We start from the raw sequence: 24,359 nt of genomic DNA, 5'->3' as shown, positions 1-24,359 counted from the left end.
ACCTTCGCCGACCGCTGGCCGGCAGCAGAGACCTACTAATGGAAACCGCCGGAAACACCGTTACTGAAACAGTCCCGTCGCCCTGGCCGCCTTTCCGTGTCTGGGTATCTAGGGACGTTCTGGTAGGCGATACGGGGGTACGACCTACCAGAACGTCCCTAGATACCCAGAGGTCGGCGGTCCACCACGACGAGGCCGGGCCACCAACTGTCCACAGAGCAGTCGGATGGCGGTCTGGAGGGCGCCTTGGGGACAACCGGACGCACCGGTCGGTGGCTCTGCCGATGCTCGGTGGATGGACGAAGAGCGCTGGGTGCCGGGCGCGTGGCCATTGCGTGGTCTCGGTCCCCGTGAGGGACTGCTACCCGACCTCGTGTGGCCCGTACGCCGCCACGACGCGGGCGGGCCGACCGACTGGCAGACCCGCTCGGGCGCGTTCAGGCCCGTCGGCGGCGGGCTGTGGGTGCCTTCCGGCGTGGAGCAGACCGTCGGCCAACGGATCGTGGAGGCGGTGTCGAGGCTCCCAGCACATGGTGCTGTCACGGGCTGGGCGGCGCTGGGCTGGCTCGGGGCACGCTGGTTCGAGGGCATCGGGCCCCGGATGGAGCCGCGGCCCGTGACGCTGGCTCTCGGCAGTCGCCACACCCTCCGCCCGGACCATCACATCGAAGTGAGCCAAGAGCTCGTACCCGCTGGGGCGATCCGTCGCGTCCGAGGGATTCGTGTCACCAGCCCGTTGTGGAGTGTCGCCTTCGAGATGCGCAAGGCGCGATCCGACGAGGAGGCCGTCGTCGCGTTCGAGATGGCTGCCTACGACGACCTGGTGTCCGTCGCCGAGCTGGCTGAGTACGTCGACTCGGCGCTGTGGATCAGGCAGGGCGTGGCGCGCGTCCGCGAGCTGCTCGCGAACCTGGAGGAGAACAGCTGGTCGCCCCGGGAGCCGGTGATGAGGCGCACCTGGCAGGAGAGCGGCTTCGGCAGGCCACTGGCCAACTGCCCGGTGTTCGACCTCGCCGGCCGCTTCGTGGGGACGCCCGACCTGCTCGACGTCCAGGCCGGGGTCTACGGGATGTACGACGGGGGCCTGCACCTGGCCGGCGCCGTGCGGCACGTCGACGTCGCGAAGGAGGCTGCTTACCGAGCGCTCGGCCTCGAGGGCGCGACGATGATGGCAGGCGACCTGGCCGACAGGGACCCGTTCCGGGCGCGGCTCGGGGAGGCGTACGCACGCGCGGGGCGCCGTCCGCCCGAGTCACGTCTGTGGTTGCCGGGCCTGCCCGACTGGTGGACGCCGACCTTCACGGTCGACCAACGACGTGGCCTGTCCGTGGCCGAGCGATCCCGGGTGCTCCGGTACCGCCGGGCGTCCTGAGTCGTCTGTGGGCCGGGTATCTAGGGACGTTCTGGTAGGCGCACCGCCCTAGACACCTACGAGATCGTCCCTAGATACCGAGGGAGGGGGGATCAGGGGAGGAAGAGGTGGGCGATCCCGTAGCAGATCGCGGCGACGAGGGCGGCGGCCGGGAAGGTCAGCACCCAGGCGGTCAGGATCGACTTCGCGACGCCCCAGCGGACCGCGGAGAGCCGCTTGGTCGCGCCGACGCCCATGACCGCGGAGGTGATGGTGTGGGTGGTCGAGATCGGAGCCTCGAAGACGTACGCCGTCGTGTAGAGGACGGAGGCCGCCACCGACTCGGCCGCGAAGCCGCGGGGCGGGTCGAGGTGGATGATGCGACGACCGAGGGTGCGCATGATGCGCCAGCCGCCCGACCAGGTGCCGAGCGAGATGGCGGTCGCCGCCGCGAGGATCACCCACAGGGGCAGTCCGTCGGACTCGGAGACGTAGCCGCCGGTGAGCAGCGCCAGGAAGATGACGCCCATCGTCTTCTGGGCGTCCTGGAGGCCGTGGCCGAGGGCCATCGCCGCGGCGGAGACGGTCTGGGCGACCTTGAAGCCGCGGTTGGCCTTGCTCGGGTTGGCGTTGCGGAAGAGCCACATGATCGCCAGCATCAGCGCGAAGCCGAGCGTGAACGCCACCACGGGGGAGATGAACATCGGGATGACGACCTTCTCGATCACCAGCGCCCAGTTGGCGGACGCGCCGGCGACGACTGCCGCGCCGACCAGGCCGCCGATGAGGGCGTGCGAGGAGGAGGACGGCAGGCCGTAGTACCAGGTGATGAGGTTCCACGTGATCGCGCCGAGCAGGCCGCACATCACGATCACCAGCCCGTGGCTGCCGGGTCCGGGATCGATGGTGTCCGAGACGGTCTGGGCGACCTTCTGGCCCAGGAAGGCGCCGACGAAGTTCATGACGGCCGCCATGGCCAGGGCCACGCGAGGCTTCAGGGCGCCCGTGGACACGGACGTGGCGATCGCGTTGGCCGCGTCGTGGAACCCATTGGTGTAGTCGAACACCAGGGCCACGACGACGACCGCGATGATGATCGCGAGTTCCATCAGGAGCAGCTCCTGGAAGTCGTCGGGAGGGCGTCAGCACTCATCCCTAGGACTCCTTGACCGCGATCTGTTCCACGATGTTGGCGACCTTCTCGAACGCGTCGATCGCCCCTTCGAGAGCCTCGACGACGTCCTTCAGCTTGAGCACCTGCATGGCCTTGTACTCGCCGCTGAACAGGTGGGCCAGGATCCGCCGGAAGGACTTGTCGCCCATGTTCTCGAGGCGGTTGATCTCGATCCAGTACTCGTCCAGCGAGGACATCGACTCCAGGGACGGCATCGCCGCAGCAGTGAGCTCGGCGCAGCGCTGCAGCACCTCGACCTGCTGGGTGGTCTCCGGCGGCAGCGACGTGACCTCGTAGAGGAGGACGAGGTCGACGGCCTCGTCCATCATGTCCATCACGTCGTCGAGCGCCGAGGCCAGGTTGTAGATGTCCTCGCGGTCGAACGGCGTCACGAAGGTGCTGTTGACGCGGCGCACGATCGAGTGGGTCGTCTCGTCGGCGGCGTGCTCGGCCTCGCGCATCCTCTGCGCGATCTCGGCCTTCGGCGAGCCGTCTGCCAGCATTTCGCTGAGGAGCTGGGCTCCGACGACGAGGTGGTTCGCGGCTTCGGCGAACAGGTCGTAGAACGAGCTGTCGACAGGGCGGAACTTCAAACGCACGGCGAACTCCGAACGGGGGGCGGATGAACCGTCGTTCATGCTAGGGGGTGACCTGCTCCGGCACGCAACCGCGAGCCGGACGATCGGCCCGACTGTGACCCGGGCCGCAGGCGTACGACGCTCAGCGCCGGCGGCGGCGCTGACGGGCGATGAGCTCGTCCTGCAGGTGGCGCTGGCCGGTGTGGAGGTGCCACTCGCCGTCGGAGTCGAGGTCCCACGCGGTGGTGTCGGGGTCCATCGAGAGGTCGAGCAGGTCGCGGACCTCGTCCACCACGTGCGGGTCGCGCAGCCGCACCAGCACCTCGACGCGGCGGTCGAGGTTGCGGTGCATCATGTCCGCCGACCCGATCCACGCCGCCGCGTCGCCCCCGTTGTCGAACCAGAAGACCCGGCTGTGCTCGAGGAACCGGCCCAGCACGGACCGGACCCGGATGGTCTCCGACAGGCCGGGTACGCCGGGGCGCAGGGCGCAGATGCCGCGGATGATCAGCTCGACGCGGACCCCCTCCTGCGAGGCGAGGTAGAGCGCGTCGATCACCGCCTCGTCGACCACCGAGTTCGCCTTGATCCGGATCCCGGCCTCGCGGCCGGCCTGGTGGTGGGCGATCTCCTGGTGGATCTGGGCGACCAGGCCGTCGCGGACACTGGCCGGGGCGACGAGCAGGTGGTCGTACGTGCGGTTGCGGCTGATCCCGGACAGGTTGTTGAAGAGCAGCGCCACGTCCTCACCGATCTCCGGGTCGGCCGTCAGCAGGCCGAGGTCCTCGTACAGCCGCGCGGTCTTCGGGTTGTAGTTGCCGGTGCCGAGGTGGACGTAGCGGCGGATCCCCTCGGGCTCGTCGCGGACGACCATCGAGAGCTTGCAGTGGGTCTTGAGCCCGACCAGGCCGTAGACCACGTGGCAGCCGGCGTGCTCGAGCTTGCGCGCCCACCGGATGTTGGCCTGCTCGTCGAAGCGGGCCTTGATCTCCACGATCACCAGCACCTGCTTGCCGGCCTGCGCGGCGTCGATGAGCGCCTCGATGATCGGGCTGTCGCCCGAGGTGCGGTAGAGCGTCTGCTTGATCGCCAGCACGTGCGGGTCGGCGGCCGCCTGCTCAAGGAAGCGCTGCACCGAGGTGGCGAAGGAGTCGTACGGGTGGTGCAGCAGCACGTCGTGGCGGGCCACCGAGTCGAACACGTCGACGGGGGAGGCGGACTCGACCTCGGCGAGGCTCGGGTGCGTCGACGGGAGGAAGGCGGCGTACTTGAGGTCGTCGCGCGGCAGGTCGGCGATCGAGTGCAGTCCGGTGAGGTCGAGCGGGCCGGGCAGCGAGACGACCTCGTCGCGGGCGACGCCGAGCTCGGAGACGAGCAGGTCGAGCACCTTCGGGTCGATCGACTCCTCGACCTCGAGCCGTACGGGGGCCCCGAACCGGCGGCGCAGCAGCTCCTTCTCGAGCGCCTTGAGCAGGTTCTCCGCGTCGTCCTCCTCGACCTCGAGGTCCTCGTTGCGGGTGACGCGGAAGGTGTGAGCGCCCAGCACCTCCATGCCGGGGAACAGCTTCTTGAGGTGCTCGCCGATGACGTCCTCGATCGGGACGAAGCGCTGGTTGCCGAGGCCGACGAACCGGCCGAACGTCGGCGGCACCTTGACCCGCGCGAAGTGCTCGGTGCCGGTCTTGGGGTGGCGTACGACGACCGCGAGGTTGAGCGACAGCCCCGAGATGTAGGGGAACGGGTGGGCCGGGTCGACCGCGAGGGGGGTGAGGACGGGGAAGATCCGGTCCCTGAAGAGCTTCTTGCAGACCTTCTGCTCCTCGCGGTCGAGCTCGGCCCAGCGGACGATCTCGATGCCCTGCGACCCGAGCTCCGGGAGCAGGTCGGCCAGCGCGCGGGCGTGGCGCTCCATCAGGTCGCGGCAGCTGGCCCAGAGCTGCTCCAGCTGCTGGCGGGGCATCAGGCCGCTGGCGGCCCGGACCGCGACTCCGGCGTCGATGCGGCGCTTGAGGCCGGCCACCCGGACCATGAAGAACTCGTCGAGGTTGCTGGCGAAGATGGCCAGGAATCGTGCCCGCTCGAGCAGCGGAAGCCGGGTGTCCTCCGCCAGCTCGAGGACCCGCTGGTTGAAGCGGACCCAGGAGACCTCGCGATCGATGAATCGGTCGTCGAACTTCTCCACGGCCTCGATCTGCGCAGCGTCCGGGGTGTACGGCGGCTCGACGTCGAAGGTGTCGGTGGGGTGGCCGAAGGGCTCCGTGACAGGTCCTTCCTCGACCGAGGGAGAGGCGGCGCTGGCGAGGGTGGCAGGCTCCGGCATGGAGCCAGTGTGGCACCGGGAGGTGAACGCGGGGTGACGTTCGTTTCAGTAGACGAGGGCCTGGACGTCCTCGGCGAGGACCTGCTCGGCGAAGACCGCGGCACCGGCGATCGTGACTCCGTCGCGCAGGTCGCCCTCGACGATCCCGCGCCGCGCCGCGCACTGGGAGCAGACGGTGATGGTGCCGCTGGTGAGCACCGCGCCGACCAGCCGGTCGAGCGGCGTCGCGAGGTCGAGCGCGAATTCCTCGGCGCGACCCGGGACCGCGAACCAGGCGGCCTCCCCGGTGAGCCAGAGCGACACCTCGGCACCCGCGGCCGCGGCAGCCGCGGCGACGGTGAAGGCTTGGTTGCAGCGCTCGGCGTCCTCGGCCCCGCAGGTGACCTTGACGACCAGTGGGCGAGCCATTCCCCCACACTAGAGTGCTCTCCATGCCTTTCGAGCTGCCGGACAACCTGCACCCCAACTGCGGCCCCGTGGCGTGGCTGCTGGGCACGTGGCGCGGCAACGGCCACGGCGAGTACCCGACGATCGCGCCCTTCCAGTTCGGCCAGGAGCTGATCTTCACCCACGACGGGCGCCCGTTCTTCCACTACATGGCGCGCGCGTGGATCGTCGACGACGAGGGCGAGTTCGTCCGCGACGCGGCGATGGAGACGGGCTTCCTGCGCTGTCCCGAACCCGGCAAGGTCGAGTTCCTCCTGTCGCACAACATCGGCTTCTCCGAGATCTGGTACGGCGCTGCCGAGGGCGGCAAGGTCGAGCTCCACACCGCCGGCGTCGCCTTCACCGAGACCGCCAAGGAGGTGACGGGCGGGTCGCGGATGTACGGCAACGTGGACGGCGACCTCCTCTACGCCTTCGACATGGCCGCCGTCGGCCAGGAGCTCCAGCCCCACACCTGGGCCCGCCTCCAACGCGCATGAGCACTCCCCACGAGCACCCCGCGAACACCAGCGACGACCTGGCGGCACGACTGCGGGAGCAGGGTCTGCGGCTCACCCCGCAGCGACAGCTCATCCTGCGGGCGATCGAGGAGCTGCGCCACGCGACGCCCGACGAGGTGCTCGCCCACGTACGCGGCCAGGTGAGCTCGGTCAACGCCTCGACCGTCTACCGCACGCTCGAGGTGCTCGAGGAGCTCGGGCTGGTGCGCCACACGCACCTCAGCGACCGTGCGCCGACGTACCACTCGACGATGGAGCACGAGCACGTCCACGCCGTGTGCCGTACGTGCCAGGCGGTGCGCTCGTACGACCCCGCGGTCGTCCAGCCGGTGGTCGACGCGCTCGCGGCCGACGGGTTCGTCGTGGACGTCGGCCACCTCGCGATCTTCGGCACGTGCGCGGACTGCTCGGCGGCAGCTGCAGTCCCACCCGCGACCTAGACTTGACCCATGCAGTCCCCCCTCCTCGCCCTGCCCGGGGCCGTCGCCGGCGACGGCATCGACGCCCCGGTGGCCGCGCACTACGGCTCGTTCAACACCGAGCAGCGCGCGCTCTCCCGGGGCGACGGCTTCGTCGACCTGTCCCACCGTGACGTCCTCCGGATCTCCGGGCCCGAGCGCCTGTCCTGGCTGCACAACCTGACGACCCAGTACTTCGACGGCCTCGCCCCCGGTGCGTGGACCCAGGCGCTCGTGCTGAGCCCGCAGGGCCACGTCGAGCACGCCTTCGCCGGGGTCGACGACGGCGAGGCGTTCACCGCCCACACCGAGCCCGGCGCCGGCGCGTCGCTCGTCGCGTGGCTCGAGCGGATGAAGTTCATGACCCGGGTCGAGGTCTCGCTGGTCGACGGCCTCGCAGTGATGTGGCGACCGGGCGAGGGCGGCGGCCGCTACGACCTGGTTCCGCGCGACAAGCTCGCCGCGTACGCCGACGCAGCCGGACCCGCCGCCGGGCTGTGGGCCTTCGAGGCGCTGCGGATCGAGCGCGGGGAGCCGCGCTTCGGGCTCGACACGGACCACCGCACGATCCCCAACGAGGTCGGCTGGATCGGGCCGGCGGTGCACCTCGACAAGGGGTGCTACCGCGGCCAGGAGACGGTTGCGCGGGTCCACACCCTCGGCCGCCCGCCGCGCCGTCTCGTCCTCCTGCATCTCGACGGATCGGAGAACCGGCTGCCGAAGGCCGGCTCGCCCGTGTCCCTCGACGGACGCGACATCGGCTTCGTCGGATCCAGCGCCCGGCACCACGAGCTGGGGCCGATCGCGCTCGCGCTCGTCAAGCGCAACGTGCCCGTCGACGCCGCCCTGACCGTGGATGAGATGCCCGCGGCACAGGAGGTCATCGTGGACCCCGAGGTCGGCCTGCACGTCCGCCCGCTCCGCTGACTTCCCCCCGCCCGCCCCGGGTATCTAGGGACGATCTGGGAGGTGGAACGACCGTCGGACCTACGAAATCGTCCCTAGATACCGGGCGGCGAGGGAGGGCGGGTCGTACGGCGGTACTGCACGTGCGTGTCGGCGTCAGCGTGCTCGAAGCCGAGGCGTGAGTAGACCGCGACGGCCGGCGCGTTGTCGGACTCGACGTAGAGCAGGACCTCCTCGACGCCCAGGCCCGCAAGGTGGTGCAGCCCGGCGAGCGTGAGCACCTTCCCGAGGCCGCGTCCCTGCGCGGCGGGCGCGACGCCGACGACGTACACCTCGCCGGTCACGTCGTCGTGCCGCTTGGTCCAGTGGAACCCCAGCACCCCCGAGGCGTCCTCGGCGACGAGCAGCCCGGCCAGGTCGAACCACGGCTCCGCCATCCGGCGCGCGAGGTTGGCGGCGTCCATCGCGCCCTGCTCGGGGTGGTGCGCGAAGGCGGCGGAGTTGACCGCCACGACCGCGTCCGCGTCGCCGTCGCGCCACGACCGGATCGTCACACCTGCCGGGACCTCCAGCGCGGGCAGCGGCAGCGAGGACCCGCGTCGCATCACCCAGAGGTCGCGCACCCGGTCCCAGCCGTACGCCGCCGCGAGCCGCGCCGCGGCGGGGTGGTCGCCGTGCGACCACGCCGTCAGCCCGCCGGCGTACGACGCCTCGAGCCGGCCGAGCAGTGCCGCGCCGAGACCACGGCCGCGCATCGTCGGGCGCACCACCATCGACAGGTCGCCGTCGTGGACGAGCGCGAACGCATCGTCCTCGGAGAGCACCTCGGCCACCCCGTCGGCGAGCGCCATCCGGGCCGCCTCGTCGAGCGGGGACGCCCCGTCGGCCGCTGCCGACTCGTCCGCGATCGCCAGCACGTGGTCCATGCGGCGACCCTAGCGAGCGGGCGGGGGGCGTCGCGGGACGGCCACGAATTCGCCGAACCCGCGCATCCGGTGGCTGCATCGGGCACGATGAGCCCGCTCGGATCCGGAGGGGGACACATGCTGGGACGCCTGCGCGCGGCGGTGGCGGTGACGATGCTCGGCGGCATCTTCGCGCTGGCTGCCCTGGTGCTGGGCGGCCTGATCGGCTCCATCGTGTGGGTGGTGCGCACCGGCACGCCCGGCGGCGCCCTGCTCGGGGCGGTGTTCGCCTCGGTCGCCTTCGTGCTGGTCGTCGCGCTCGTACGCGTGGTGCGGGCGTCGCCCACTGTGCCCGCGGGCATGGGGGTCTCCGTGATGGCCGAGCCGGAGCTCTGGGGACTGGTCCGCGAGGCCGCTGCGGCTGTCGGCACCCGCACGCCGGACGAGGCACGCCTCGTCATCGACGCCAACGCGGGCGTCACCGAGGACTCGCGGTTCCTCGGCCTGGCGCCCGGCCAGCGCGTGCTCCACATCGGACTGCCGCTGCTGCAGACGCTGACCCGCACCGAGCTGCTCTGGGTCCTGGGCCACGAGATGGGCCACTTCAGCGACCGCCACACCGTGATGTCGGGCGTCACCCGGCGGGGGCTGGTCGCACTGCACGAGGTCGTCGCCGGACTCGGGCCCCGCAACGTGCTCGGGTGGCTCTTCCGCGGCTACCTGGCCGTCTACGCACGGGTCGTCCACGCGTTGTGGCGTGGTCAGGAGCTCGACGCCGACCGCTGGGCCGCGACCCTCGCGGGGCCGGAGTCCGGGATCTCCGCGTTGCGCACCGTCGCCTCCACCTCGGCGGCGTGGGCGACCTTCGTCCACGACTACGCCTCGGTCGGCACCGGCATCGGCCTTGTTCCGCGCGGGCTGCTGGCCGGGTTCGCCGACTTCCTGTCGGAGCCGGTGCACCGCGACGTGGACGTCGACCGGCTGGTCGCCGATGAGCGCCGCTCGGCCTTCGACACCCACCCGTCGACCGCCCGGCGCATCGAGCGCCTCCGTGCACTGGTGGGGGAGCAGGGCCGCCCGGTCCCGGCGGACGACGTCGCCGCACTCCTCGTCCTGGTCGACCCCGCACAGGCGATCGCGGAGACCGAGGCACACGTGGCGCGCACCGACTCGCTCGTCGCCGCCCCGTGGGAGCGGGTGGTGCGGCTCGGCAACCGGCGCCGCGAGGAGGAGCGCGCTCTCGCGGTGATGTCCGCGGTCGACCGGATGATGTCGGGCGCCGGCGACCTCAGCCAGGCGTTCCACGTCGTCGCCACCCGTCGCGGCCGCGAGCTCGCCGAGCTCGTCACCGGAGGCCGAGCCCTCGACGACGCGGACGTCACCCGCGTCGTGCGCGAGGCCCTCCAGGTGCTGGTGCGGGTCGCCCTCGTCGGTGCGGGGCACGCGTCGTACGTCCTGCGCTGGGACAGGCCCGACGTGGTCGTCGACGAGAACGGCGTGGAGGTCGACGTCGCCGGCCTCGTCGCCGACATCCCCGGCAACCCGGACTCGGCCGAGTGGCTGCTCGAGGTGCTGCGCGCGGAGGGGATCCCGCGCACGTGGAACCCGGGAGTCAGCAGCACCGCCGTGGGACCGAAGGGCCCCGAGGTGCTGGCCGTCCTGGTCGTCAAGCAGTCGATGCGATGGAGCTTCCCCGTCGTCTACGTGACCGAGGCCGGCCTGGCCGTGCGGCAGATGGGCTACGGCGAGTGCTGGTCCATCCCGCCGCTCAGCGTGCGGAAGTCGCCCGCCCAGCTCCTGGCCCACTCGGTGCGCATCGACGGCATCTTCCTGCTGGGCGACCCGCAGACCGAGATCGTGCCGTGGGGCGAGGTCGAGCACGTGACGTACGTCGACGGCGCCCGTCCGCGCCTGACCGTGCGCCGCCGCGGCCGGTCGCGGTCCTACCGGGTCATCGGCGTCGCCGGGAGCGCGCTGGACGCCCTCGCGAGGTTCAACTACGGGCGGATGTCGCTCGGCTGAGCCGAGGTCGACACCCCGACCTCGGCTTCCTTGTCGCGGGTCGGCACCACGAAGCGGTAGCCGACGTTGCGGACCGTGCCGATGTGGTGCTCGTGCTCGGTGCCGAGCTTGGCGCGCAGCCGGCGTACGTGCACGTCGACCGTGCGGGTGCCGCCGAAGTAGTCGTAGCCCCAGACCTCCTGGAGCAGCTGCTCGCGGCTGAAGACGCGGCCCGGGTGCTGGGCGAGGTACTTGAGGAGCTCGAACTCCTTGTACGTCAGGTCGAGCGGCCGCCCACCGATGCGCGCGGTGTACGTGGCGTCGTCGACGACGACCTCGCCGCGGTGGATCACGTGCGCCGACGGGTCGTCGGGAGCGGCGGCGCTGGCGCGACCGATCGCGAGCCGGATCCGCGCCTCGAGCTCGGCGGGACCGCAGGTGTGGAGCACGACGTCGTCCATGCCCCAGTCGTGGGCGACCACGGCGAGGCCACCTTCGGTGACGACGAGCAGCACGGGCGCGTCGGCGCCGGTCGTCCGGATCAGGCGGCACAGGTCACGCGCGGCAGCGAGGTCCTGGCGCCCGTCGACGAGGACCAGGTCGGCCTGCGGGGCGTCGAGCAGCGCGGCTCCCTGCGCGGGCAGGATCTTCACCGTGTGGGAGAGCAGCGCGAGTCCGGGGAGCACCTCGGCCGAGGGCTGGAGCGCGCTCGTGAGCAGCAGCAGTGCACTCATGCGGGGTCCCCGTGGCGTTGTTCGGGGGAGCGCAGCGGCGGAGAAGAACGTCGTGGGGTGCTCATGAGGCGGCCTCCTCCTGCGCCGGCGGATGAGGAAGGATATCCCGCATGAGCGGCAACGCGGGGCGAGACGAGAGTCGTGAGACGGTCACCGTCCGCTACTGGGCCGGAGCCCGCGCGGCGGCCGGCACGGCCGAGGACGCCTTCGACGTCGAGGGGGACGTCACCCTGGCCGATCTCGTCGAACGCGTGCTCGCGCGTCACCCGGACGACCGGATGGCGCGGACCGTCGGTGTGTGCTCGGTCCTGGTCGGCGACCGTCCGGTCCGGTCCCAGGATCCCGCGACCGTGGTGGTCGCGCCGGGCTCGGTCGTCGAGCTCCTGCCGCCCTTCGCGGGCGGCTGATCTGTCAAGGACCCCCTGATGCGCATTGTCAAGGAATCCCCTAGGCTTCGCGCGCACGCAAACGGGGGTTTGCCACACGGGGGAATCCCACCAGCCGAAGGTGAAGGCCACGGTCACCGTGTTCGAGATCGTCGGCGTCAAGAAGAACGGCGACGACAAGCTGAAGCAGCTCGGCAAGGGCAAGATCAAGAAGGGCACGGGCGTCGTCCGCTTCAAGAAGGCGCTCGGCAAGGGCAAGCACACGCTCGTGTTCTCCGTGAAGGGCAAGGGCAAGGTCGGCTCGGGCGACATCGAGAAGAAGATCAAGCTCAAGCGTTGATCGACAGCACGGCCACGGCACACAGCACCAGCGAACGGCCCCGCGGAGCACCAGTTCCGCGGGGCCTTCCGCGTCCCGACCCGACCAGCGGGAACACAGCCCGACCCTCCGGGCGTTGAGCCCGTCATGACCTCCGGAGCCTGGATCGCCGTCGGCGCGGTCGCGCTCGCGCTGGCCTTCGGGCTCTGGCGGCTCGTCACCGACGGCCGCTTCCGCGGGACCCATGTCGTACGCCGTTCCGCACCCGACGCGGCAGTCGAGGATCACCCGGCCTCGCGGCCGGCGGCCGACCTGGTCGCAGCGCTCGGCGAGTCGCTGGGGGAGCGGGCGACGCTCCTGCAGTTCTCGAGCGCCTTCTGCGCGCCGTGCCGTGCCACCCGTCGCGTGCTCGGCGACGTCGCGGGGATCGTCGACGGTGTCACCCACATCGAGATCGACGCGGAGCACCACCTCGAGGCGACCCGCGTGCTCGGAATCCTGCGCACCCCCACCACGGTGGTGCTCGACGCCGACGGTCACGAGGTCACCCGGGCCACCGGCGCACCGACCCGCGACCAGGTCCTGACGGCGTTGGCGCAGGCGTGATCTCACGATATGGATGCACTGCTCGCATGGTGAGACAGCGCGGGGGCGTGACGGCGGGAGCGCCTACTGTCGTCGTCATGTCATCGACCATGCTCACCAAGCGCCGCGCAGTGGACCACTGCCGCGTGCGCTCGGCGCTGTGTCGAATGTCCTGACGGTTCCGCCGGAGAACTGAGCACTTAAGTCCATCAGATTACTGGACTACGCTCGTCGGTGGGACCCGCGTCGGCCGTGTGCCGTCGCGCCCGGCTCGTGCTGCGCCGACCACCTCAGGAGAGACATGTCCACCACCGCTTCGCCTCGCACCACCCCCGGTGTCGTCAGCCCCCCGTCCGGGGCCATCGACCCGCGCGGCCCGCAGCTCGCGGCCGGCCTCACCGCCGTGGTGCTCGTCGCCGTGCTGCTCCTGCCGTCGCCCGCCGACGTCATCCTGCTCGCCGGCCAGGCGGTGCTGTTCGCGATCGGCGCGGTGCGCGGCGTACAGGCCACGCCGCACGCCTGGCTCTTCCGCACGCTCGTCCGGCCGCGGCTGGCCCCGCCCACGGAGTGGGAGGCACCGGAGCCGCCGCGCTTCGCCCAGGCCATCGGCCTGGCCTTCGCCGTGGTCGGCCTCGTCGCCCTGCTGTCCGGCGCGACGCTCGTCGGCCAGGTGGCCGTCGGTGCCGCGCTCGTGGCCGCCCTGCTCAACGCCGTCTTCGCCTTCTGCCTGGGATGCGAGGTCTACCTGCTCGTCCGCCGCGTCATCGCCTGACACCGCACCATCCACGACTGTTCACCACCACAAGGAGCACACCACCATGAGCCGCGAGAACACGCTCGTCACCGCCCAGTGGGTCGAGGACAACCTCGACACCGACGGCATCGTCCTGATCGAGGTCGACGAGGACACGACCGCCTACGACAAGGGCCACATCAAGGGCGCCATCAAGCTCGACTGGACCACCGACCTCCAGGACCAGGTCCGCCGCGACTTCGTCAACAAGTCCCAGTTCGAGGCGCTGCTGTCCGAGCGCGGTGTCGCCAACGACGACACCGTCGTGCTCTACGGCGGCAACAACAACTGGTTCGCCGCCTACGCCTACTGGTACTTCAAGCTCTACGGCCACCAGGACGTCAAGCTGCTCGACGGTGGCCGCAAGAAGTGGGAGCTCGACTCCCGCGAGCTGACGAACGAGGCGGTCACCCGCGCCGGGACGTCGTACACCGCGACCGAGCAGGACGCCTCGATCCGCGCCTACCGCGACGAGGTCGTCGCCGCCATCGGCACCCAGAACCTCGTCGACGTGCGCAGCCCCGACGAGTACGCCGGCCGGCTGCTCGCCCCCGCGCACCTCCCGCAGGAGCAGGCGCAGCGCGCCGGCCACATCCCGACCGCGGCGAGCGTCCCGTGGAGCAAGGCGGCCAACGACGACGGCACCTTCAAGTCCGACGACGAGCTGAAGACGATCTACAGCGAGGCCGGCGTCGACTGGGACAAGGACACCATCGCCTACTGCCGCATCGGCGAGCGCTCCTCGCACACGTGGTTCGTGCTCAAGGAGCTGCTGGGCCAGGAGAACGTGAAGAACTACGACGGCTCGTGGACTGAGTACGGCTCCCTCGTCGGCGTCCCGGTCGCTCTCGGTGACGAGAAGGGTGAGGCCTGATGTGCGGCGCGGTTGAGGGCGGCCTGTCGCTCGACGGCGTCAACGTCGCCAAGGAGGCCGTGATCCAGGGCCAGGTGCTGCGCGGTCCCGGCGGCGAGCCCGTGGGGAACGCCTACGTGCGCCTGCTCGACCGGACCGGCGAGTTCACCGCCGAGGTGCCGACCTCGGCCACCGGGCACTTCCGGTTCTTCGCCGGTGACGGTGAGTGGACGCTGCGCACGCTGGCCCCGAAGTCCGACCCCGTGGACACCGCGGTCACGGCCACGACCGGATCCGTCGCGGAGGTGCAGGTGCTCGTCAGCGCCTGATCCCGACCCGCAGAGACCGCCCCGTGGCCAACACGGGGCGGTTTCCGCATTTTCATCGTGTTTCTCACCAAGTCGCGGTGGCGGACCCGGTGCGCTCGTACCGTGGAAATTCCGGGTTCGGGAGGGAGGGTCTCGTGGACACTCGGCTGCCCGACACCGGGGACCTGTGGCGGCTCACGATGGAGCACTCCCCGGTCGGGATGGCGATCGTCTCCCTGACCGGCGACATCGTCCTCGCCAATGTCGCGCTCTGCGACATGCTCGGCTACGAGCCCGAGGCGCTGACCGGGATGACATTCCACGACGTCACCCACCCCGACGACCTCGCCCGGGACCTGCGCCTGGTCGAGCGGTCGCTCGCGGGCGAGATCGGGTCCTACCGGGTCACCACGCGCTACATCTGCGCCGATGGCAGGACCCTCGTCGCCGACATCTCGGTGGCGCTGCTGCGCGACTCCGACGGGGAGCCGATCCATTTCATCTCCCAGGTCGCCGACCGCACGGAGCGGCACGCCTTCGTCGAGCGCCTCGACGCGGCCGACGAGACCGCGTACGACCTGCTGAGCAAGGGTCAGGCGATCCTGGACAGCGTGTCCGTAGGACTCCTCCTCGTCGACGCTGACGGCACCTACAGCGCGTGGAACCGGCGCCAGCAGGAGCTCCTCGACATCGCCTTGCCGGACGGCCATGACGGTCGCGCCGGCCAGAGCGGTTTCGTGTACGACGCCGACCAGCAGGTGGCGTTGTCCTTCGATCAGTTCCCGTGTGCCCGCGCCACCGCGGGCGCGGGGGAGGAGTTCGACGACCTGCTCATCTGGATCGGGGAGGACCCGACGGCCCGGCGGGCGCTCTCCGTGTCGGCGCGGACGGTCCGCGACCGCTCCGGCGCGCTCACGGGTGCCGTGCTGGCCTACAACGACGTGACGGAGCTGATCCGGGCGGTCGGCGCCAAGGACGAGTTCGTGTCGAACGTGTCGCACGAGCTGCGTACGCCGCTCACGTCCGCGCTCGCCTACCTCGAGCTGCTCGAGGAGACGGTCGAGCAGCTGCCCGAGGCCCGCCAGCAGGTGAACGCGGCCCGGCGCAGCATGCTGCGCCTCTCCCAGCTGGTGGCCGACCTGATCTTCTCGACCAAGGCGTCGTCGGGGTCACCGGTGATCGATCCCTATCCGACCGACCTGGCCACGATCGTGCGCGAGGCCGTGGCGGCCGCGGCCGTCGATGCCGACGGCGCCGGCGTGCAGCTCAGCAGCGATCTCCCGGTCTCCGTCGAGGTGGTCGTCGACGGGATGCGGATGCGGCAGGTCCTGGACAACCTGATCTCCAACGCGATCCTCTACGGCCGCCCCGGCGGCCACGTCGAGGTGACCGTCGTCGGGGCCGGCCGGCGGGTGGTGCTGACCATCGCCGACGACGGCGAGGGCGTCGACGCCGAGGAGGTGGGCGAGGTGTTCGACCGCTTCTTCCGCGGCGAGAACGCCCGGCGCCGTCACATCGGGGGAACTGGTCTAGGCCTGTTCATCGTCCGCACCATCGTCGAGGCCCACGGTGGTCAGGTGCTGTTTGACAGCACTGCAGGCGAGGGCACCACCGTACGGGTGGACCTGCCGCGATGAGCCGCGAAAGCCCGTGCCCACAAGCGTGGAAACGCGAGGACCCCCCGCACGAGGTGCGGGGGGTCCGGGCGCGTACCGGGTGGGGTCCGGTGCGTGTCTCGCACGGTGGGGGTCATCGTGCGGGACTGTCGTTCACATCTGCATCGAGAGGCATTTGCCAACGGCTCTTGCCCAAGTTTGCCAAAGCGCGACACACTCTGCACAGGCTTTGACACTATTTCTTTCGACAGCTTCACTCGGGATGCTGCTCACCAACCCCACACAGCACAACAAACCCTGGAGACACACATGAAGAGCAAGGCCCCCCGCCTCGTCATCGCACTCATCGCCGTCGTCAGCCTCGCCGGAATGACCGCACCCGCCGACGCCGCTGCCCCCGCCAAGCAGGCGCGCACGATTTGGTGCTGCTGATCGCTCCCGACGGAGGCTGATCGCTCCGAAGCTTCAGCTGTGGGCGAGCGTGGTCGTGGCCACGCGCGCCCGCAGCCCGGACGACACCGCCGCTCGGCGGTAGGCGTCCAACGCGGCCTCGTGCAGGCCGACTCCGTGGAGGAGGTCGGCGAGGTCGAACCACAGTTGCGCAGCACCCTGATCGGCGCCGATCGCTGACAGCACGTGCACCGCGCGCTGGTAGGAAGCCGTTGCGCGATCTGTCGCGCCCTCCGCCGCCAAGGTCCTGCCCTCCAGGGTCAGCGCCTCGGCCTGGATGAGGGGAGCGTGACCGTCGGCAGTGGTCTGGACCTGCTCGACCAGATCGCGGCTCTCCGCGAGGTCGCCAGCGAGGAATGCGACCCGCGCCAGCCCCAGCAGAGTCCAAGCCATGTCGGCCGGGGTCGCACTGCTCCAACGCATGTCCGCGGCTGCCTGCTCAAGGTTGTCACGGGCACCCGAGAGATCGGGCGGGTCGAGCTCGAGGTGGAGCCGTCCGACCTCACCGCGCAGCCGGGCGAGGTTGCGTGAGTCCTGGCCCTCACCCATGAGAGCCAGTGCGCGCTCGGCGAGAGGGACTGCAGCGGCGACGTCGCCGCGCCTGGCCTGCATGGCGCTTGCGTTCCAGTAGGCCGAGGCGCGGGCCTTGGGTGAGCCGAGCGATTCTGCGGCCGTGATTGCCTTGCGGCAGAGGCGTACGGCGTGGGCCGTGTCGCCACGCTCGAAGTGGGCGGCCGCCACGGTGACGGCGAGCTGGACGGCTTCGTCGCTGGATCCGAGGCCGGCCTCCTCGACGTGAGCCATGACCCGCTCGCCGCACTCGATGGCGCGGCCCAGGTCGCCGGTCTCACGATAGATGCGGCTCAGCGCGATGCCAGCCTTGATCTTGGTCAGGCCGTCGACAGAAGTGTCCTCGATGAGCGACTCCAGCTCGAGAACGGCGTCGTCCTCGCGCTCCGTGGCCTCCAGGGCCCGCGCGTGCAGGAGGCGCGCGCGCACGCGCATGGCGTCCATCTGCGTCGTCGCGAGCATCTCGAGCGCCGTGCGCAGGTGCTCCTCGGCATCCTCGGGCTGGCCCGACTCGAGCGACAGCTCGGCATAGTCGAGGGCCAGACGCATCTCGTCGATCTCACGACGCTCCGCCACACCGAGCAGCGACTCCACGGACACGTCGAGGCGCTCGGCGAGCGTCTCGAGGGCCGGAGCGGTGGGCTGGCGGTGCCCGGACTCGATGCGCGAGAGGTAGGCCACCGACATGACGTCATCGGCCACCTCACCCTGGGTGAGGCCGCGCGCCTGGCGCGCAGACCGGAGCCGGCCGCCCAGTGCCGCGCGGTCGGTCTGCGCCAGCACTTCGGCAAGTCGCGAGTCCATGGGGTCATTCTGGAACACGTTTGCCAGAGAAAGGTCGAATCTGGCGAAGTATTACCTAAGAAAACCCGAACCTGCCGTCCGCACGTGGCGGCCGGCAGGTTCGAAAGCGGGGTTTTTCGTCAGGTGGCGCTGTTGATCATGCCCGCGCCGACGGTCACGCCGGTCGCCTCGTCGATGAGGATGAACGAGCCCGTGGTGCGGTTCTTGGAGTACGGGTCGCACAGCAGCGGCACCGTCGTACGGAGCTGGACGCGACCGATCTCGTTGAGCCCGAGCTCGCCGGCCTCCTGGTCGCGGTGCAGCGAGTTGACGTCGAGGCGGTACTGGATGTCCTTGACCATCGCGCGCCCGGTGCGGGTGGTGTGCTTGATGGCGAGCTTCTGGCGCGGGCGCAGCGGCTCGTTGGTCATCCAGCAGACCATCGCGTCGATGTCCTGGCTGGGCTTGGGAGCGTTCTTCGGACGGGCGATCATGTCGCCGCGCGAGACGTCGACGTCGTCCTCGAGGTGGACCGTCACCGACATCGGCGGGAACGCCTCGGAGACCTCGTTGTCGAAGAGCTCGACGCGGGAGATCGTCGACGTCATGCCGCTGGGCAGCACGACGACCTCGTCACCCTTCTTGAGCACGCCGCCGGCCACTTGGCCGGCGTACCCGCGGAAGTCGTGGTACTGGTCGGACTTCGGCCGGATGACGTACTGCACCGGGAAGCGGGTGTCGACCAGGTCGCGGTCGGAGGCGACGTGGACGTTCTCGAGGTGGTGCATCAGCGTCGGGCCGGAGTACCACGGGGTGTTCTCGGACCGGTTCACGACGTTGTCGCCCTGCAGCGCCGAGATCGGGATGACCTCGAGGTCGGGGATGTTCAGCTTCGTCGCGAAGGTCGTGAACTCCTTCTGGATCTTGTCGTAGACGTCCTGCGACCAGTCGACGAGGTCCATCTTGTTGATCGCCAGCACCAGGTGCGGCACCCGGAGCAGCGACAGCAGCACCGCGTGGCGGCGCGACTGCTCGGTGAGGCCCTGGCGGGCGTCCACCAGGACGAGGCCGAGGTCGGCCGTCGAGGCGCCGGTCACCATGTTGCGGGTGTACTGGATGTGCCCGGGGGTGTCGGCGATGATGAACTTGCGGCTGGGCGTCGCGAAGTAGCGGTAGGCCACGTCGATCGTGATGCCCTGCTCGCGCTCGGAGCGCAGGCCGTCGGTGAGCAGCGCCAGGTCGGTGTAGTCGTAGCCCTTGGACTGGCTGGTCGACTCCACCGCCTCGAGCTGGTCCTCGAAGATCGACTTGGAGTCGAGGAGCAGGCGTCCGATCAGCGTGGACTTGCCGTCGTCGACCGAGCCGGCCGTCGCGAACCGGAGGAGGTCCATCTCGAGCTGGGCGACGGTGTGGGAGTCGTTGGTCTGGGACTCGTTGCTGCCCATCAGAAGTAGCCTTCCTTCTTGCGGTCTTCCATGGCTGCCTCGGAGAAGCGGTCGTCGCCACGGGTGGCGCCGCGCTCGGTCACGCGGGCGATGGCGATCTCGTCGATGATGGCCGCGGTGTCGGTGGCCACCGACTCCACGCAGCCGGTCTGGGTGCGGTCGCCGACGGTGCGGAAGCGCACCATCTTGGTCTCGACCTTCTCGTTGCCCTTGGGCTGGATCTCCGGGCCGAGCGACAGCAGCATGCCGTCGCGCTCAATCACCTCGCGCTCGTGCGCGAAGTAGATCTGCGGGATCTGGATCTGCTCGCGGTGGATGTAGTGCCAGATGTCGAGCTCGGTCCAGTTGGACAGCGGGAAGATGCGCATGTGCTCGCCGGCGTGGATGCGACCGTTGTAGAGGCTCCACAGCTCGGGGCGCTGCATCTTGGGGTCCCACTGGCCGAAGTCGTCGCGGTGGGAGTAGACGCGCTCCTTGGCGCGGGCCTTCTCCTCGTCACGTCGCCCGCCACCGAAGGCGGCGGTGAAGCCGTTCTCCTCGATCGCGTTGAGCAGGGCGCCGATCTGCTGCCGGTTGCGGCTGGTCTTGCCGTCGTCGACGACGTGGCCGGCGGCGATCGCGTCCTCGACGGAGGCGATGATCATCCGCGCGCCGAGCCGCTCGACCCACGAGTCGCGGGTGGAGAGCACCTCGTCGAAGTCGAGGCCGGTGTCGACCTGGAGGAGCGGGAACGGCAGCTTGGCAGGGAAGAACGCCTTCTCCGCAAGACGGAGCATGACGATGGAGTCCTTGCCACCGGAGAACATCAGGACCGGCTTCTCGAACTCGGCGGCGACCTCACGGAAGATGTGGATCGACTCCGCCTCGAGCTGGTCCAGCTGGCTCAGCTGGTAGTCGACGTGGGTGTTGGTCATGACGCAGGGGAGACCTCTCTCGGGACAGCAGCCATCATCGTAGCGACGGGCGTCGCCGCGGACGATTCGCACTCACGCGACGAGTCGGCGAGACTCCCCGGATGAGCCGCACACCTCGACTCGCAGCCCAGCCCCGTCGCCTCGGAGCGCACCACCGCGTGCTGTCCGGGCTCGTCGTCGTGGCCTTCGCCACGACCGCCTGCTCCGCGTCGCCGACCGAGCCCGAGGTGTCCGACTTCCGGGCCAGCGACGACGTACAGGCGCGGGTGCTGCCCCAGCTCGCCGGGACCGGCGAGGACGTGGAGACTGCCGACGACGCCGCCTGGGTCGTCGACGCGACCGTCGCCGGCGTCGAGGAAGGCACGACCGTCACCCTGCTCGCGAAGTCCGAGGACGGCGGATGGGAGTCCGTCTCGGAGGGAGAGACGGACGCGGACGGCAACGCCGCGCTGACCAGCGACACCTCGGGAGAGCTCGCCGTGGTGGTGGGCGAGGGCGACGACGCGATCGGGACCGAGGTCTCGACCGACGACGCCCCGGAGCCGACCTTCACCGACGACTTCGACGAGGACTCGGTCGACGGGACCGGCGCGAGCTGGCACACGCGCGACCAGGGCTTCACGGGCGTACGCAAGTGCTCGCGCGCCGACGACAGCGCGGCCGAGGTCGCCGACGGCGCACTGGTGCTCAGCGTGCTGGAGGATCCGGACGGCGGTGAGTGCCAGCTCCCGGGACGTCGCAAGAGGTTCCCGCAGCGCCTCAACGGGCACGTCGGCACCGAGGGCGTCTACTCCTTCACCTACGGCTACGCAGCGGCCCGGATCCGCACCCAGTCGGCGCGCGGGCAGCACGCGGCGTTCTGGATGCAGGCGGTCGGCGGGCAGCAGACCGGCGGGCCGAAGGCCGGTGGCGCCGAGATCGACATCATGGAGTACTTCGGTGACGACCACCCCGAGGGCGGCCTGACGAGCTTCACCTACTTCCTCGACGAGAACGGCGACAAGCAGACCGTCGGCGGCTGGCTGCCCGACGTCGAGCAGTACGGCGACGACTGGGCGAGCGAGTACCACGTGTTCTCCGTCGAGTGGACTCCCGACGAGTACGTCTTCCGGATCGACGGCCAGGTCACCCAGCGTCTCGAGGGCGAGACCTCCGGCCGCGAGGAGTTCCTGATCCTGAGCCTCCTGTCCTCCGACTACGAGCTGCCCCGCTTCAACGGCGAGCTGCCCGAGCACATGGAGGTCGACTGGGCGCGCGTGTGGGAGACCAACCCCGCTCAGGGCTGATGCGCCTCCTCGAAGATCTGTCGCAGAACGGGAGAAACTGCCGCGCCGTTCTGGTCCACTCCTTACGGTGAGGACCTCGTCCACCGACGAAGGGGTCCCGGTCATGCCGCGTCGCCCGCTCCTCCTGCTCCTCGCCTCTGCCTCCGCGCTCATGGCGATGCTGCTGGGCGCCGGCTCAGCCGCACCGTCCTGGTCGGCTCCCAAGCCATCCAGGGCGACCGCGATCGCCCAGTCCGTCTCCGTGCAGGTGCTGCCGCAGCTGGCGGCCACCGGTACGGCGCCCGAGCCGGCCTCGGCCGCCATGAGCGCGATCACCGCCACGTTCTCGCCCGTCGCACCTGGTCGCCGGGCGGACCTCGAGCTCCTGGACGGCAAGAGGTGGGTCGCCTTCGCGATCGCCTCGCAGGACGCCAGCGGCCGCGTGCTCTTCACCATCCCCTACGCATGGCGTGGCCTCCCGGCGACGTACCGGGTGATGGCCCGCAGCTCGGCCGAGCTCCCCGAGGTCACCTCGGCGCGGGTGCGGACCGATGCCTGGGGCACGCCGATCCTCTCCGACGAGTTCTCCGGGTCAGCGCTCACGGCACCGTGGGACCACCGGGTCCAGGGCTACGAGGTCCCGAGCCGCCGCTGCTCGAAGACGGACCCGCGCGGGACCGCGGTCGGAGGTGGGGTGCTGTCCCTCAGCGTCATCGACGACCCGGACCGTGACGACCCGTGCACCTTCACCAACAACCAAGGTGTCAAGCAGTCGACGTTCTACCGGCTCAACGGGCACGTGGGCACCCAGGGCAGGTTCTCCTACAAGTACGGCGTCACCGCCGCCCGGATCAGGTTCCAGGATCTCCGCGGCCAGCACGGCGCGTTCTGGATGCAGGCACCCGTGGTGGAGTCCGGCGCCGAGATCGACGTGATCGAGTGGTTCGGCACCGGTTCGTCCGGGTTGAGCAGCGGCGTCTGGACCTACAGCGGGGGGACACAGACGAAGGTCGCCGAGACGCCACCCGGCGACGATGCGTTGTACGGCTCGGACTGGGCCGGCACCTACCACGTGTTCTCGGTCGAGTGGACGCCCACGGAGTACGTCTTCCGCATCGACGGCAAGGAGGTGCTGCGCACCACGGCTGGGGTGTCGCAGACCGAGGAGTACCTGATCCTGAGCCTGCTCGTCTCGAACTTCGAGTCCCTCCGGGTGACGTCGCCGGACCAGCTGCCGCAGACCTTGGCTGTCGACTGGGTGCGGGTCTGGCAGCGCTAGGGGCTGTCCAGCACCAGCGTGATCGGGCCGTCGTTGACGCTCGCGACGCGCATGTCGGCACCGAAGCGTCCACGCTCGACGTGGGCGCCGAGTCGCTCGAGCTCGGCGCACACCGCGTCGTAGAGGGGCTCGCTCACCGGCCCGGGCGCTGCTGCCAGCCAGGTCGGTCGACGGCCCTTGCGCGCGTCGCCGTACAGCGTGAACTGGCTGACGACGAGCACTGGCGCCGCGACATCGCTGGCGCTCTGCTCGCCGCGCAGCAGCCGCAGGTCCCAGACCTTCCGCGCCGTCCAGGTGACCTCGCCGGCACCGTCGCCGTGGGTGACCCCGAGGTAGACCAGCAGGCCCGGCCGGTCGAGCTCGCCGACCACCTCGCCGTCGACCGTGACGCTGGCGGAGAGGACCCGCTGGATGACTGCGCGCATGGTGCAAGGATGCCGCCATGCCTGACGCTTTGCTGATCACGGTCGCGCCCACGGGCGCCGAGACCGCCAAGGCCGACTGCTCGGCCCTCCCCACCACGCCCGAGGAGATCGCCCGCACCGCCGCCGAGTGCGAGGCCGCCGGGGCGGCGATGATCCACCTCCACGTGCGCGACACGTCGCACGCGCCGACGCTCGACCAGGCGCTGCTGCGCGAGTGGGTGGCGGCCGTACGCGAGTCGTCGTCGCTGGTGGTGCAGCTGTCCACGGGCGGGTCGGTCCACGATCCGCTGGACGAGCGGCTCAAGGTGCTCGACGCCGAGCCCGACTCGTGCAGCCTCACCATGGGCACGACCAACTTCGGCGACGACGTGTTCCTCAACCCCTGGCCGTTCGTGAAGGACCTCTACCAGCTCGCCCTGTCGCGCGGCGTCGCCCCGGAGTTCGAGCTCTTCGACCTCGGCCAGGTGCACGCGCTCGGCCGCCTGGTCCGGGAGTACGGCGTCCCCGCCAGCGGCAAGGTCCACGTCGACTTCGTGATGGGCGTCCCCGGCGGCATGCCCGGCACCGCGCCGGCCCTCGTCGCCGGCGTCGCCGCGCTGCCGCCCGAGGTGACGTCGTGGTCCGCCACGGGCATCGGTCGCTCGACGCTCGCCGTCGCGATGGCCTCCCTGTCGATGGGCGGCCACCTGCGCGTGGGGATGGAGGACGTGCTCACGATCAGCCGCGGCGTCCCGGTGGACTCCAACGCCCAGCTCGTCTCCCGCGCCGTCGACCTCGGCCGGATCGCGCAACGTACGCCGATGTCGCCTGCCGGGTGCCGGGAGCTTCTCGGCCTGGGGTGAGCGGTGAGTGAGGGGGTTTCCGCGGCCCTGCAGCGCCCCTTGCGCACCGCTGGTCGGCGTGGCGGCGTACGACACGCGCGCCGGCGGTGGCTGAGGAGCATGTGGCGGGCTTGGAACACCCCTCACGCACCGCTGGTCGGCGTGTCGTCGTA

26 protein-coding genes are annotated in these 24,359 nt (G+C 70.5%); 16 read left to right on the top strand and 10 right to left on the bottom strand.

Annotated elements, in window-relative coordinates:
- Positions 1 to 295: 295 nt before the first annotated feature.
- Complete coding sequence (locus EUA94_RS20665) at positions 296 to 1,372, top strand: hypothetical protein (protein WP_129428766.1); 1,077 nt, start codon at positions 296 to 298, stop codon at positions 1,370 to 1,372.
- A gap of 92 nt (positions 1,373 to 1,464) precedes the next feature.
- Here the strand turns inward: EUA94_RS20665 and EUA94_RS20660 are convergent, their stop codons facing one another.
- From EUA94_RS20660 to EUA94_RS20645, 4 genes are all read right to left on the bottom strand, one after another.
- Complete coding sequence (locus tag EUA94_RS20660; RefSeq protein WP_129428764.1) at positions 1,465 to 2,460, bottom strand: inorganic phosphate transporter; 996 nt, start codon at positions 2,458 to 2,460, stop codon at positions 1,465 to 1,467.
- 46 nt (positions 2,461 to 2,506) lie between these two features.
- Positions 2,507 to 3,124, bottom strand: a complete 618-nt coding sequence (locus EUA94_RS20655) for a DUF47 domain-containing protein (RefSeq protein WP_129428762.1) — start codon at positions 3,122 to 3,124, stop codon at positions 2,507 to 2,509.
- A gap of 121 nt (positions 3,125 to 3,245) precedes the next feature.
- Positions 3,246 to 5,423, bottom strand: a complete 2,178-nt coding sequence (locus EUA94_RS20650; protein ID WP_129428761.1) for an RNA degradosome polyphosphate kinase — start codon at positions 5,421 to 5,423, stop codon at positions 3,246 to 3,248.
- Positions 5,424 to 5,468: 45 nt separating this feature from the next.
- Entirely contained in the window at positions 5,469 to 5,831 is a 363-nt protein-coding gene (locus EUA94_RS20645) for a DsrE family protein (RefSeq protein ID WP_129428759.1), read from the bottom strand.
- Positions 5,832 to 5,854: 23 nt separating this feature from the next.
- Between EUA94_RS20645 and EUA94_RS20640 the strand changes: the two genes are divergently transcribed.
- The 3 genes from EUA94_RS20640 to ygfZ are packed head-to-tail and all read left to right on the top strand — an operon-like array spanning position 5,855 to position 7,755.
- On the top strand, positions 5,855 to 6,349 hold the full coding sequence (locus EUA94_RS20640; protein WP_129428758.1) for a heme-binding beta-barrel domain-containing protein: 495 nt from the start codon (positions 5,855 to 5,857) through the stop codon (positions 6,347 to 6,349).
- A complete protein-coding gene (locus EUA94_RS20635; RefSeq protein ID WP_129428757.1) occupies positions 6,346 to 6,810 on the top strand; it encodes a Fur family transcriptional regulator in 465 nt (154 codons plus the stop codon). Before EUA94_RS20640 ends, EUA94_RS20635 begins: the two co-directional genes overlap by 4 nt.
- A 9-nt stretch (positions 6,811 to 6,819) precedes the next feature.
- A complete protein-coding gene (gene ygfZ / locus EUA94_RS20630; protein WP_129428755.1) occupies positions 6,820 to 7,755 on the top strand; it encodes a CAF17-like 4Fe-4S cluster assembly/insertion protein YgfZ in 936 nt (311 codons plus the stop codon).
- Positions 7,756 to 7,829: 74 nt separating this feature from the next.
- Here ygfZ and mshD read toward each other — a convergent pair whose 3' ends face one another.
- The gene (gene mshD, locus EUA94_RS20625; protein WP_129428753.1) at positions 7,830 to 8,660 is read right to left on the bottom strand and encodes a mycothiol synthase; all 831 of its coding nucleotides are present in this window, start codon (positions 8,658 to 8,660) and stop codon (positions 7,830 to 7,832) included.
- A gap of 117 nt (positions 8,661 to 8,777) precedes the next feature.
- On the opposite strand from mshD, the gene EUA94_RS20620 reads away from it, so the two are divergent.
- Positions 8,778 to 10,661, top strand: coding sequence for a M48 family metallopeptidase (locus EUA94_RS20620; protein ID WP_129428751.1), 1,884 nt, complete (start codon positions 8,778 to 8,780; stop codon positions 10,659 to 10,661).
- Here the strand turns inward: EUA94_RS20620 and EUA94_RS20615 are convergent.
- Positions 10,637 to 11,374 carry a response regulator transcription factor gene (locus EUA94_RS20615; protein WP_129428749.1) on the bottom strand — a complete coding sequence of 246 codons (738 nt, stop codon included), beginning with the start codon at positions 11,372 to 11,374 and terminating at the stop codon, positions 10,637 to 10,639. The two genes, EUA94_RS20620 and EUA94_RS20615, sit on opposite strands and share 25 nt — an antisense overlap.
- A 110-nt stretch (positions 11,375 to 11,484) precedes the next feature.
- Between EUA94_RS20615 and EUA94_RS20610 the strand changes: the two genes are divergently transcribed.
- The 8 genes from EUA94_RS20610 (at position 11,485) to EUA94_RS22995 (ending at position 16,666) form a co-directional block, all read left to right on the top strand.
- Positions 11,485 to 11,781 carry a MoaD/ThiS family protein gene (locus tag EUA94_RS20610; protein WP_129428748.1) on the top strand — a complete coding sequence of 99 codons (297 nt, stop codon included), beginning with the start codon at positions 11,485 to 11,487 and terminating at the stop codon, positions 11,779 to 11,781.
- Positions 11,782 to 11,881: 100 nt separating this feature from the next.
- Complete coding sequence (locus EUA94_RS20605) at positions 11,882 to 12,100, top strand: hypothetical protein (protein ID WP_129428746.1); 219 nt, start codon at positions 11,882 to 11,884, stop codon at positions 12,098 to 12,100.
- 126 nt (positions 12,101 to 12,226) lie between these two features.
- Positions 12,227 to 12,685: a TlpA family protein disulfide reductase gene (locus EUA94_RS20600; protein WP_129428745.1), complete on the top strand. Its 459-nt coding sequence runs from the start codon at positions 12,227 to 12,229 to the stop codon at positions 12,683 to 12,685.
- 280 nt (positions 12,686 to 12,965) lie between these two features.
- A complete protein-coding gene (locus EUA94_RS20595; protein ID WP_129428743.1) occupies positions 12,966 to 13,436 on the top strand; it encodes a DUF4395 domain-containing protein in 471 nt (156 codons plus the stop codon).
- A gap of 46 nt (positions 13,437 to 13,482) precedes the next feature.
- Entirely contained in the window at positions 13,483 to 14,331 is an 849-nt protein-coding gene (locus EUA94_RS20590; RefSeq protein WP_129428741.1) for a sulfurtransferase, read from the top strand.
- A complete protein-coding gene (locus tag EUA94_RS20585; RefSeq protein ID WP_129428740.1) occupies positions 14,331 to 14,639 on the top strand; it encodes a DUF1416 domain-containing protein in 309 nt (102 codons plus the stop codon). Before EUA94_RS20590 ends, EUA94_RS20585 begins: the two co-directional genes overlap by 1 nt.
- A 134-nt stretch (positions 14,640 to 14,773) precedes the next feature.
- Positions 14,774 to 16,255, top strand: coding sequence for a sensor histidine kinase (locus tag EUA94_RS20580; protein WP_129428738.1), 1,482 nt, complete (start codon positions 14,774 to 14,776; stop codon positions 16,253 to 16,255).
- 288 nt (positions 16,256 to 16,543) lie between these two features.
- A complete protein-coding gene (locus EUA94_RS22995; RefSeq protein ID WP_277986128.1) occupies positions 16,544 to 16,666 on the top strand; it encodes a hypothetical protein in 123 nt (40 codons plus the stop codon).
- Positions 16,667 to 16,699: 33 nt separating this feature from the next.
- Here the strand turns inward: EUA94_RS22995 and EUA94_RS20575 are convergent, their stop codons facing one another.
- The 3 genes from EUA94_RS20575 to cysD all read right to left on the bottom strand — a co-directional run bounded on the left by EUA94_RS20575 (position 16,700) and on the right by cysD (position 20,396).
- Positions 16,700 to 18,058: a helix-turn-helix domain-containing protein gene (locus tag EUA94_RS20575; protein WP_129428736.1), complete on the bottom strand. Its 1,359-nt coding sequence runs from the start codon at positions 18,056 to 18,058 to the stop codon at positions 16,700 to 16,702.
- Positions 18,059 to 18,177: 119 nt separating this feature from the next.
- Positions 18,178 to 19,482, bottom strand: coding sequence for a sulfate adenylyltransferase subunit CysN (cysN, locus tag EUA94_RS20570; protein WP_129428734.1), 1,305 nt, complete (start codon positions 19,480 to 19,482; stop codon positions 18,178 to 18,180).
- A complete protein-coding gene (gene cysD, locus EUA94_RS20565) occupies positions 19,482 to 20,396 on the bottom strand; it encodes a sulfate adenylyltransferase subunit CysD (RefSeq protein ID WP_129428732.1) in 915 nt (304 codons plus the stop codon). The genes cysN and cysD overlap by 1 nt, the downstream gene beginning before the upstream one ends.
- Positions 20,397 to 20,497: 101 nt before the next feature.
- On the opposite strand from cysD, the gene EUA94_RS20555 reads away from it, so the two are divergent.
- Positions 20,498 to 21,682 (top strand): glycoside hydrolase family 16 protein, encoded by a 1,185-nt coding sequence (locus EUA94_RS20555; RefSeq protein ID WP_165357079.1) that lies wholly within the window; start codon positions 20,498 to 20,500, stop codon positions 21,680 to 21,682.
- 67 nt (positions 21,683 to 21,749) lie between these two features.
- Positions 21,750 to 22,940 carry a glycoside hydrolase family 16 protein gene (locus tag EUA94_RS20550; protein ID WP_129428730.1) on the top strand — a complete coding sequence of 397 codons (1,191 nt, stop codon included), beginning with the start codon at positions 21,750 to 21,752 and terminating at the stop codon, positions 22,938 to 22,940.
- Here the strand turns inward: EUA94_RS20550 and dtd are convergent.
- Entirely contained in the window at positions 22,937 to 23,365 is a 429-nt protein-coding gene (dtd, locus tag EUA94_RS20545) for a D-aminoacyl-tRNA deacylase (RefSeq protein WP_129428728.1), read from the bottom strand. The two genes, EUA94_RS20550 and dtd, sit on opposite strands and share 4 nt — an antisense overlap.
- Before the next feature lie 17 nt (positions 23,366 to 23,382).
- On the opposite strand from dtd, the gene EUA94_RS20540 reads away from it, so the two are divergent.
- A complete protein-coding gene (locus tag EUA94_RS20540) occupies positions 23,383 to 24,207 on the top strand; it encodes a beta-keto acid cleavage family enzyme (protein WP_129428726.1) in 825 nt (274 codons plus the stop codon).
- Positions 24,208 to 24,359 lie beyond the last annotated feature (152 nt).

Source organism: Nocardioides zhouii, assembly GCF_004137345.1.
In the GTDB taxonomy this organism is placed as follows: Bacteria; Actinomycetota; Actinomycetes; order Propionibacteriales; family Nocardioidaceae; genus Nocardioides; species Nocardioides zhouii.
The sequence above is the reverse complement of the archived record's forward strand: the minus strand, read 5'-3'. Positions and strand labels throughout refer to the sequence as shown.

Excerpts from the sequence above, each read along its gene's own strand:
- EUA94_RS20665 (WP_129428766.1), top strand. The coding sequence starts at position 296 with ATGGACGAAGAGCGCTGGGTGCCGGGCGCGTGGCCATTGCGTGGTCTC.
- EUA94_RS20660 (WP_129428764.1), bottom strand. The coding sequence starts at position 2,460 with ATGGAACTCGCGATCATCATCGCGGTCGTCGTCGTGGCCCTGGTGTTC.
- EUA94_RS20650 (WP_129428761.1), bottom strand. The coding sequence starts at position 5,423 with ATGCCGGAGCCTGCCACCCTCGCCAGCGCCGCCTCTCCCTCGGTCGAG.
- EUA94_RS20645 (WP_129428759.1), bottom strand. The coding sequence starts at position 5,831 with ATGGCTCGCCCACTGGTCGTCAAGGTCACCTGCGGGGCCGAGGACGCC.
- EUA94_RS20640 (WP_129428758.1), top strand. The coding sequence starts at position 5,855 with ATGCCTTTCGAGCTGCCGGACAACCTGCACCCCAACTGCGGCCCCGTG.
- EUA94_RS20635 (WP_129428757.1), top strand. The coding sequence starts at position 6,346 with ATGAGCACTCCCCACGAGCACCCCGCGAACACCAGCGACGACCTGGCG.
- ygfZ (WP_129428755.1), top strand. The coding sequence starts at position 6,820 with ATGCAGTCCCCCCTCCTCGCCCTGCCCGGGGCCGTCGCCGGCGACGGC.
- mshD (WP_129428753.1), bottom strand. The coding sequence starts at position 8,660 with ATGGACCACGTGCTGGCGATCGCGGACGAGTCGGCAGCGGCCGACGGG.
- EUA94_RS20620 (WP_129428751.1), top strand. The coding sequence starts at position 8,778 with ATGCTGGGACGCCTGCGCGCGGCGGTGGCGGTGACGATGCTCGGCGGC.
- EUA94_RS20615 (WP_129428749.1), bottom strand. The coding sequence starts at position 11,374 with ATGAGTGCACTGCTGCTGCTCACGAGCGCGCTCCAGCCCTCGGCCGAG.
- EUA94_RS20610 (WP_129428748.1), top strand. The coding sequence starts at position 11,485 with ATGAGCGGCAACGCGGGGCGAGACGAGAGTCGTGAGACGGTCACCGTC.
- EUA94_RS20600 (WP_129428745.1), top strand. The coding sequence starts at position 12,227 with ATGACCTCCGGAGCCTGGATCGCCGTCGGCGCGGTCGCGCTCGCGCTG.
- EUA94_RS20595 (WP_129428743.1), top strand. The coding sequence starts at position 12,966 with ATGTCCACCACCGCTTCGCCTCGCACCACCCCCGGTGTCGTCAGCCCC.
- EUA94_RS20590 (WP_129428741.1), top strand. The coding sequence starts at position 13,483 with ATGAGCCGCGAGAACACGCTCGTCACCGCCCAGTGGGTCGAGGACAAC.
- EUA94_RS20585 (WP_129428740.1), top strand. The coding sequence starts at position 14,331 with ATGTGCGGCGCGGTTGAGGGCGGCCTGTCGCTCGACGGCGTCAACGTC.
- EUA94_RS22995 (WP_277986128.1), top strand. The coding sequence starts at position 16,544 with ATGAAGAGCAAGGCCCCCCGCCTCGTCATCGCACTCATCGCCGTCGTC.
- EUA94_RS20575 (WP_129428736.1), bottom strand. The coding sequence starts at position 18,058 with ATGGACTCGCGACTTGCCGAAGTGCTGGCGCAGACCGACCGCGCGGCA.
- cysN (WP_129428734.1), bottom strand. The coding sequence starts at position 19,482 with ATGGGCAGCAACGAGTCCCAGACCAACGACTCCCACACCGTCGCCCAG.
- cysD (WP_129428732.1), bottom strand. The coding sequence starts at position 20,396 with ATGACCAACACCCACGTCGACTACCAGCTGAGCCAGCTGGACCAGCTC.
- EUA94_RS20555 (WP_165357079.1), top strand. The coding sequence starts at position 20,498 with ATGAGCCGCACACCTCGACTCGCAGCCCAGCCCCGTCGCCTCGGAGCG.
- dtd (WP_129428728.1), bottom strand. The coding sequence starts at position 23,365 with ATGCGCGCAGTCATCCAGCGGGTCCTCTCCGCCAGCGTCACGGTCGAC.
- EUA94_RS20540 (WP_129428726.1), top strand. The coding sequence starts at position 23,383 with ATGCCTGACGCTTTGCTGATCACGGTCGCGCCCACGGGCGCCGAGACC.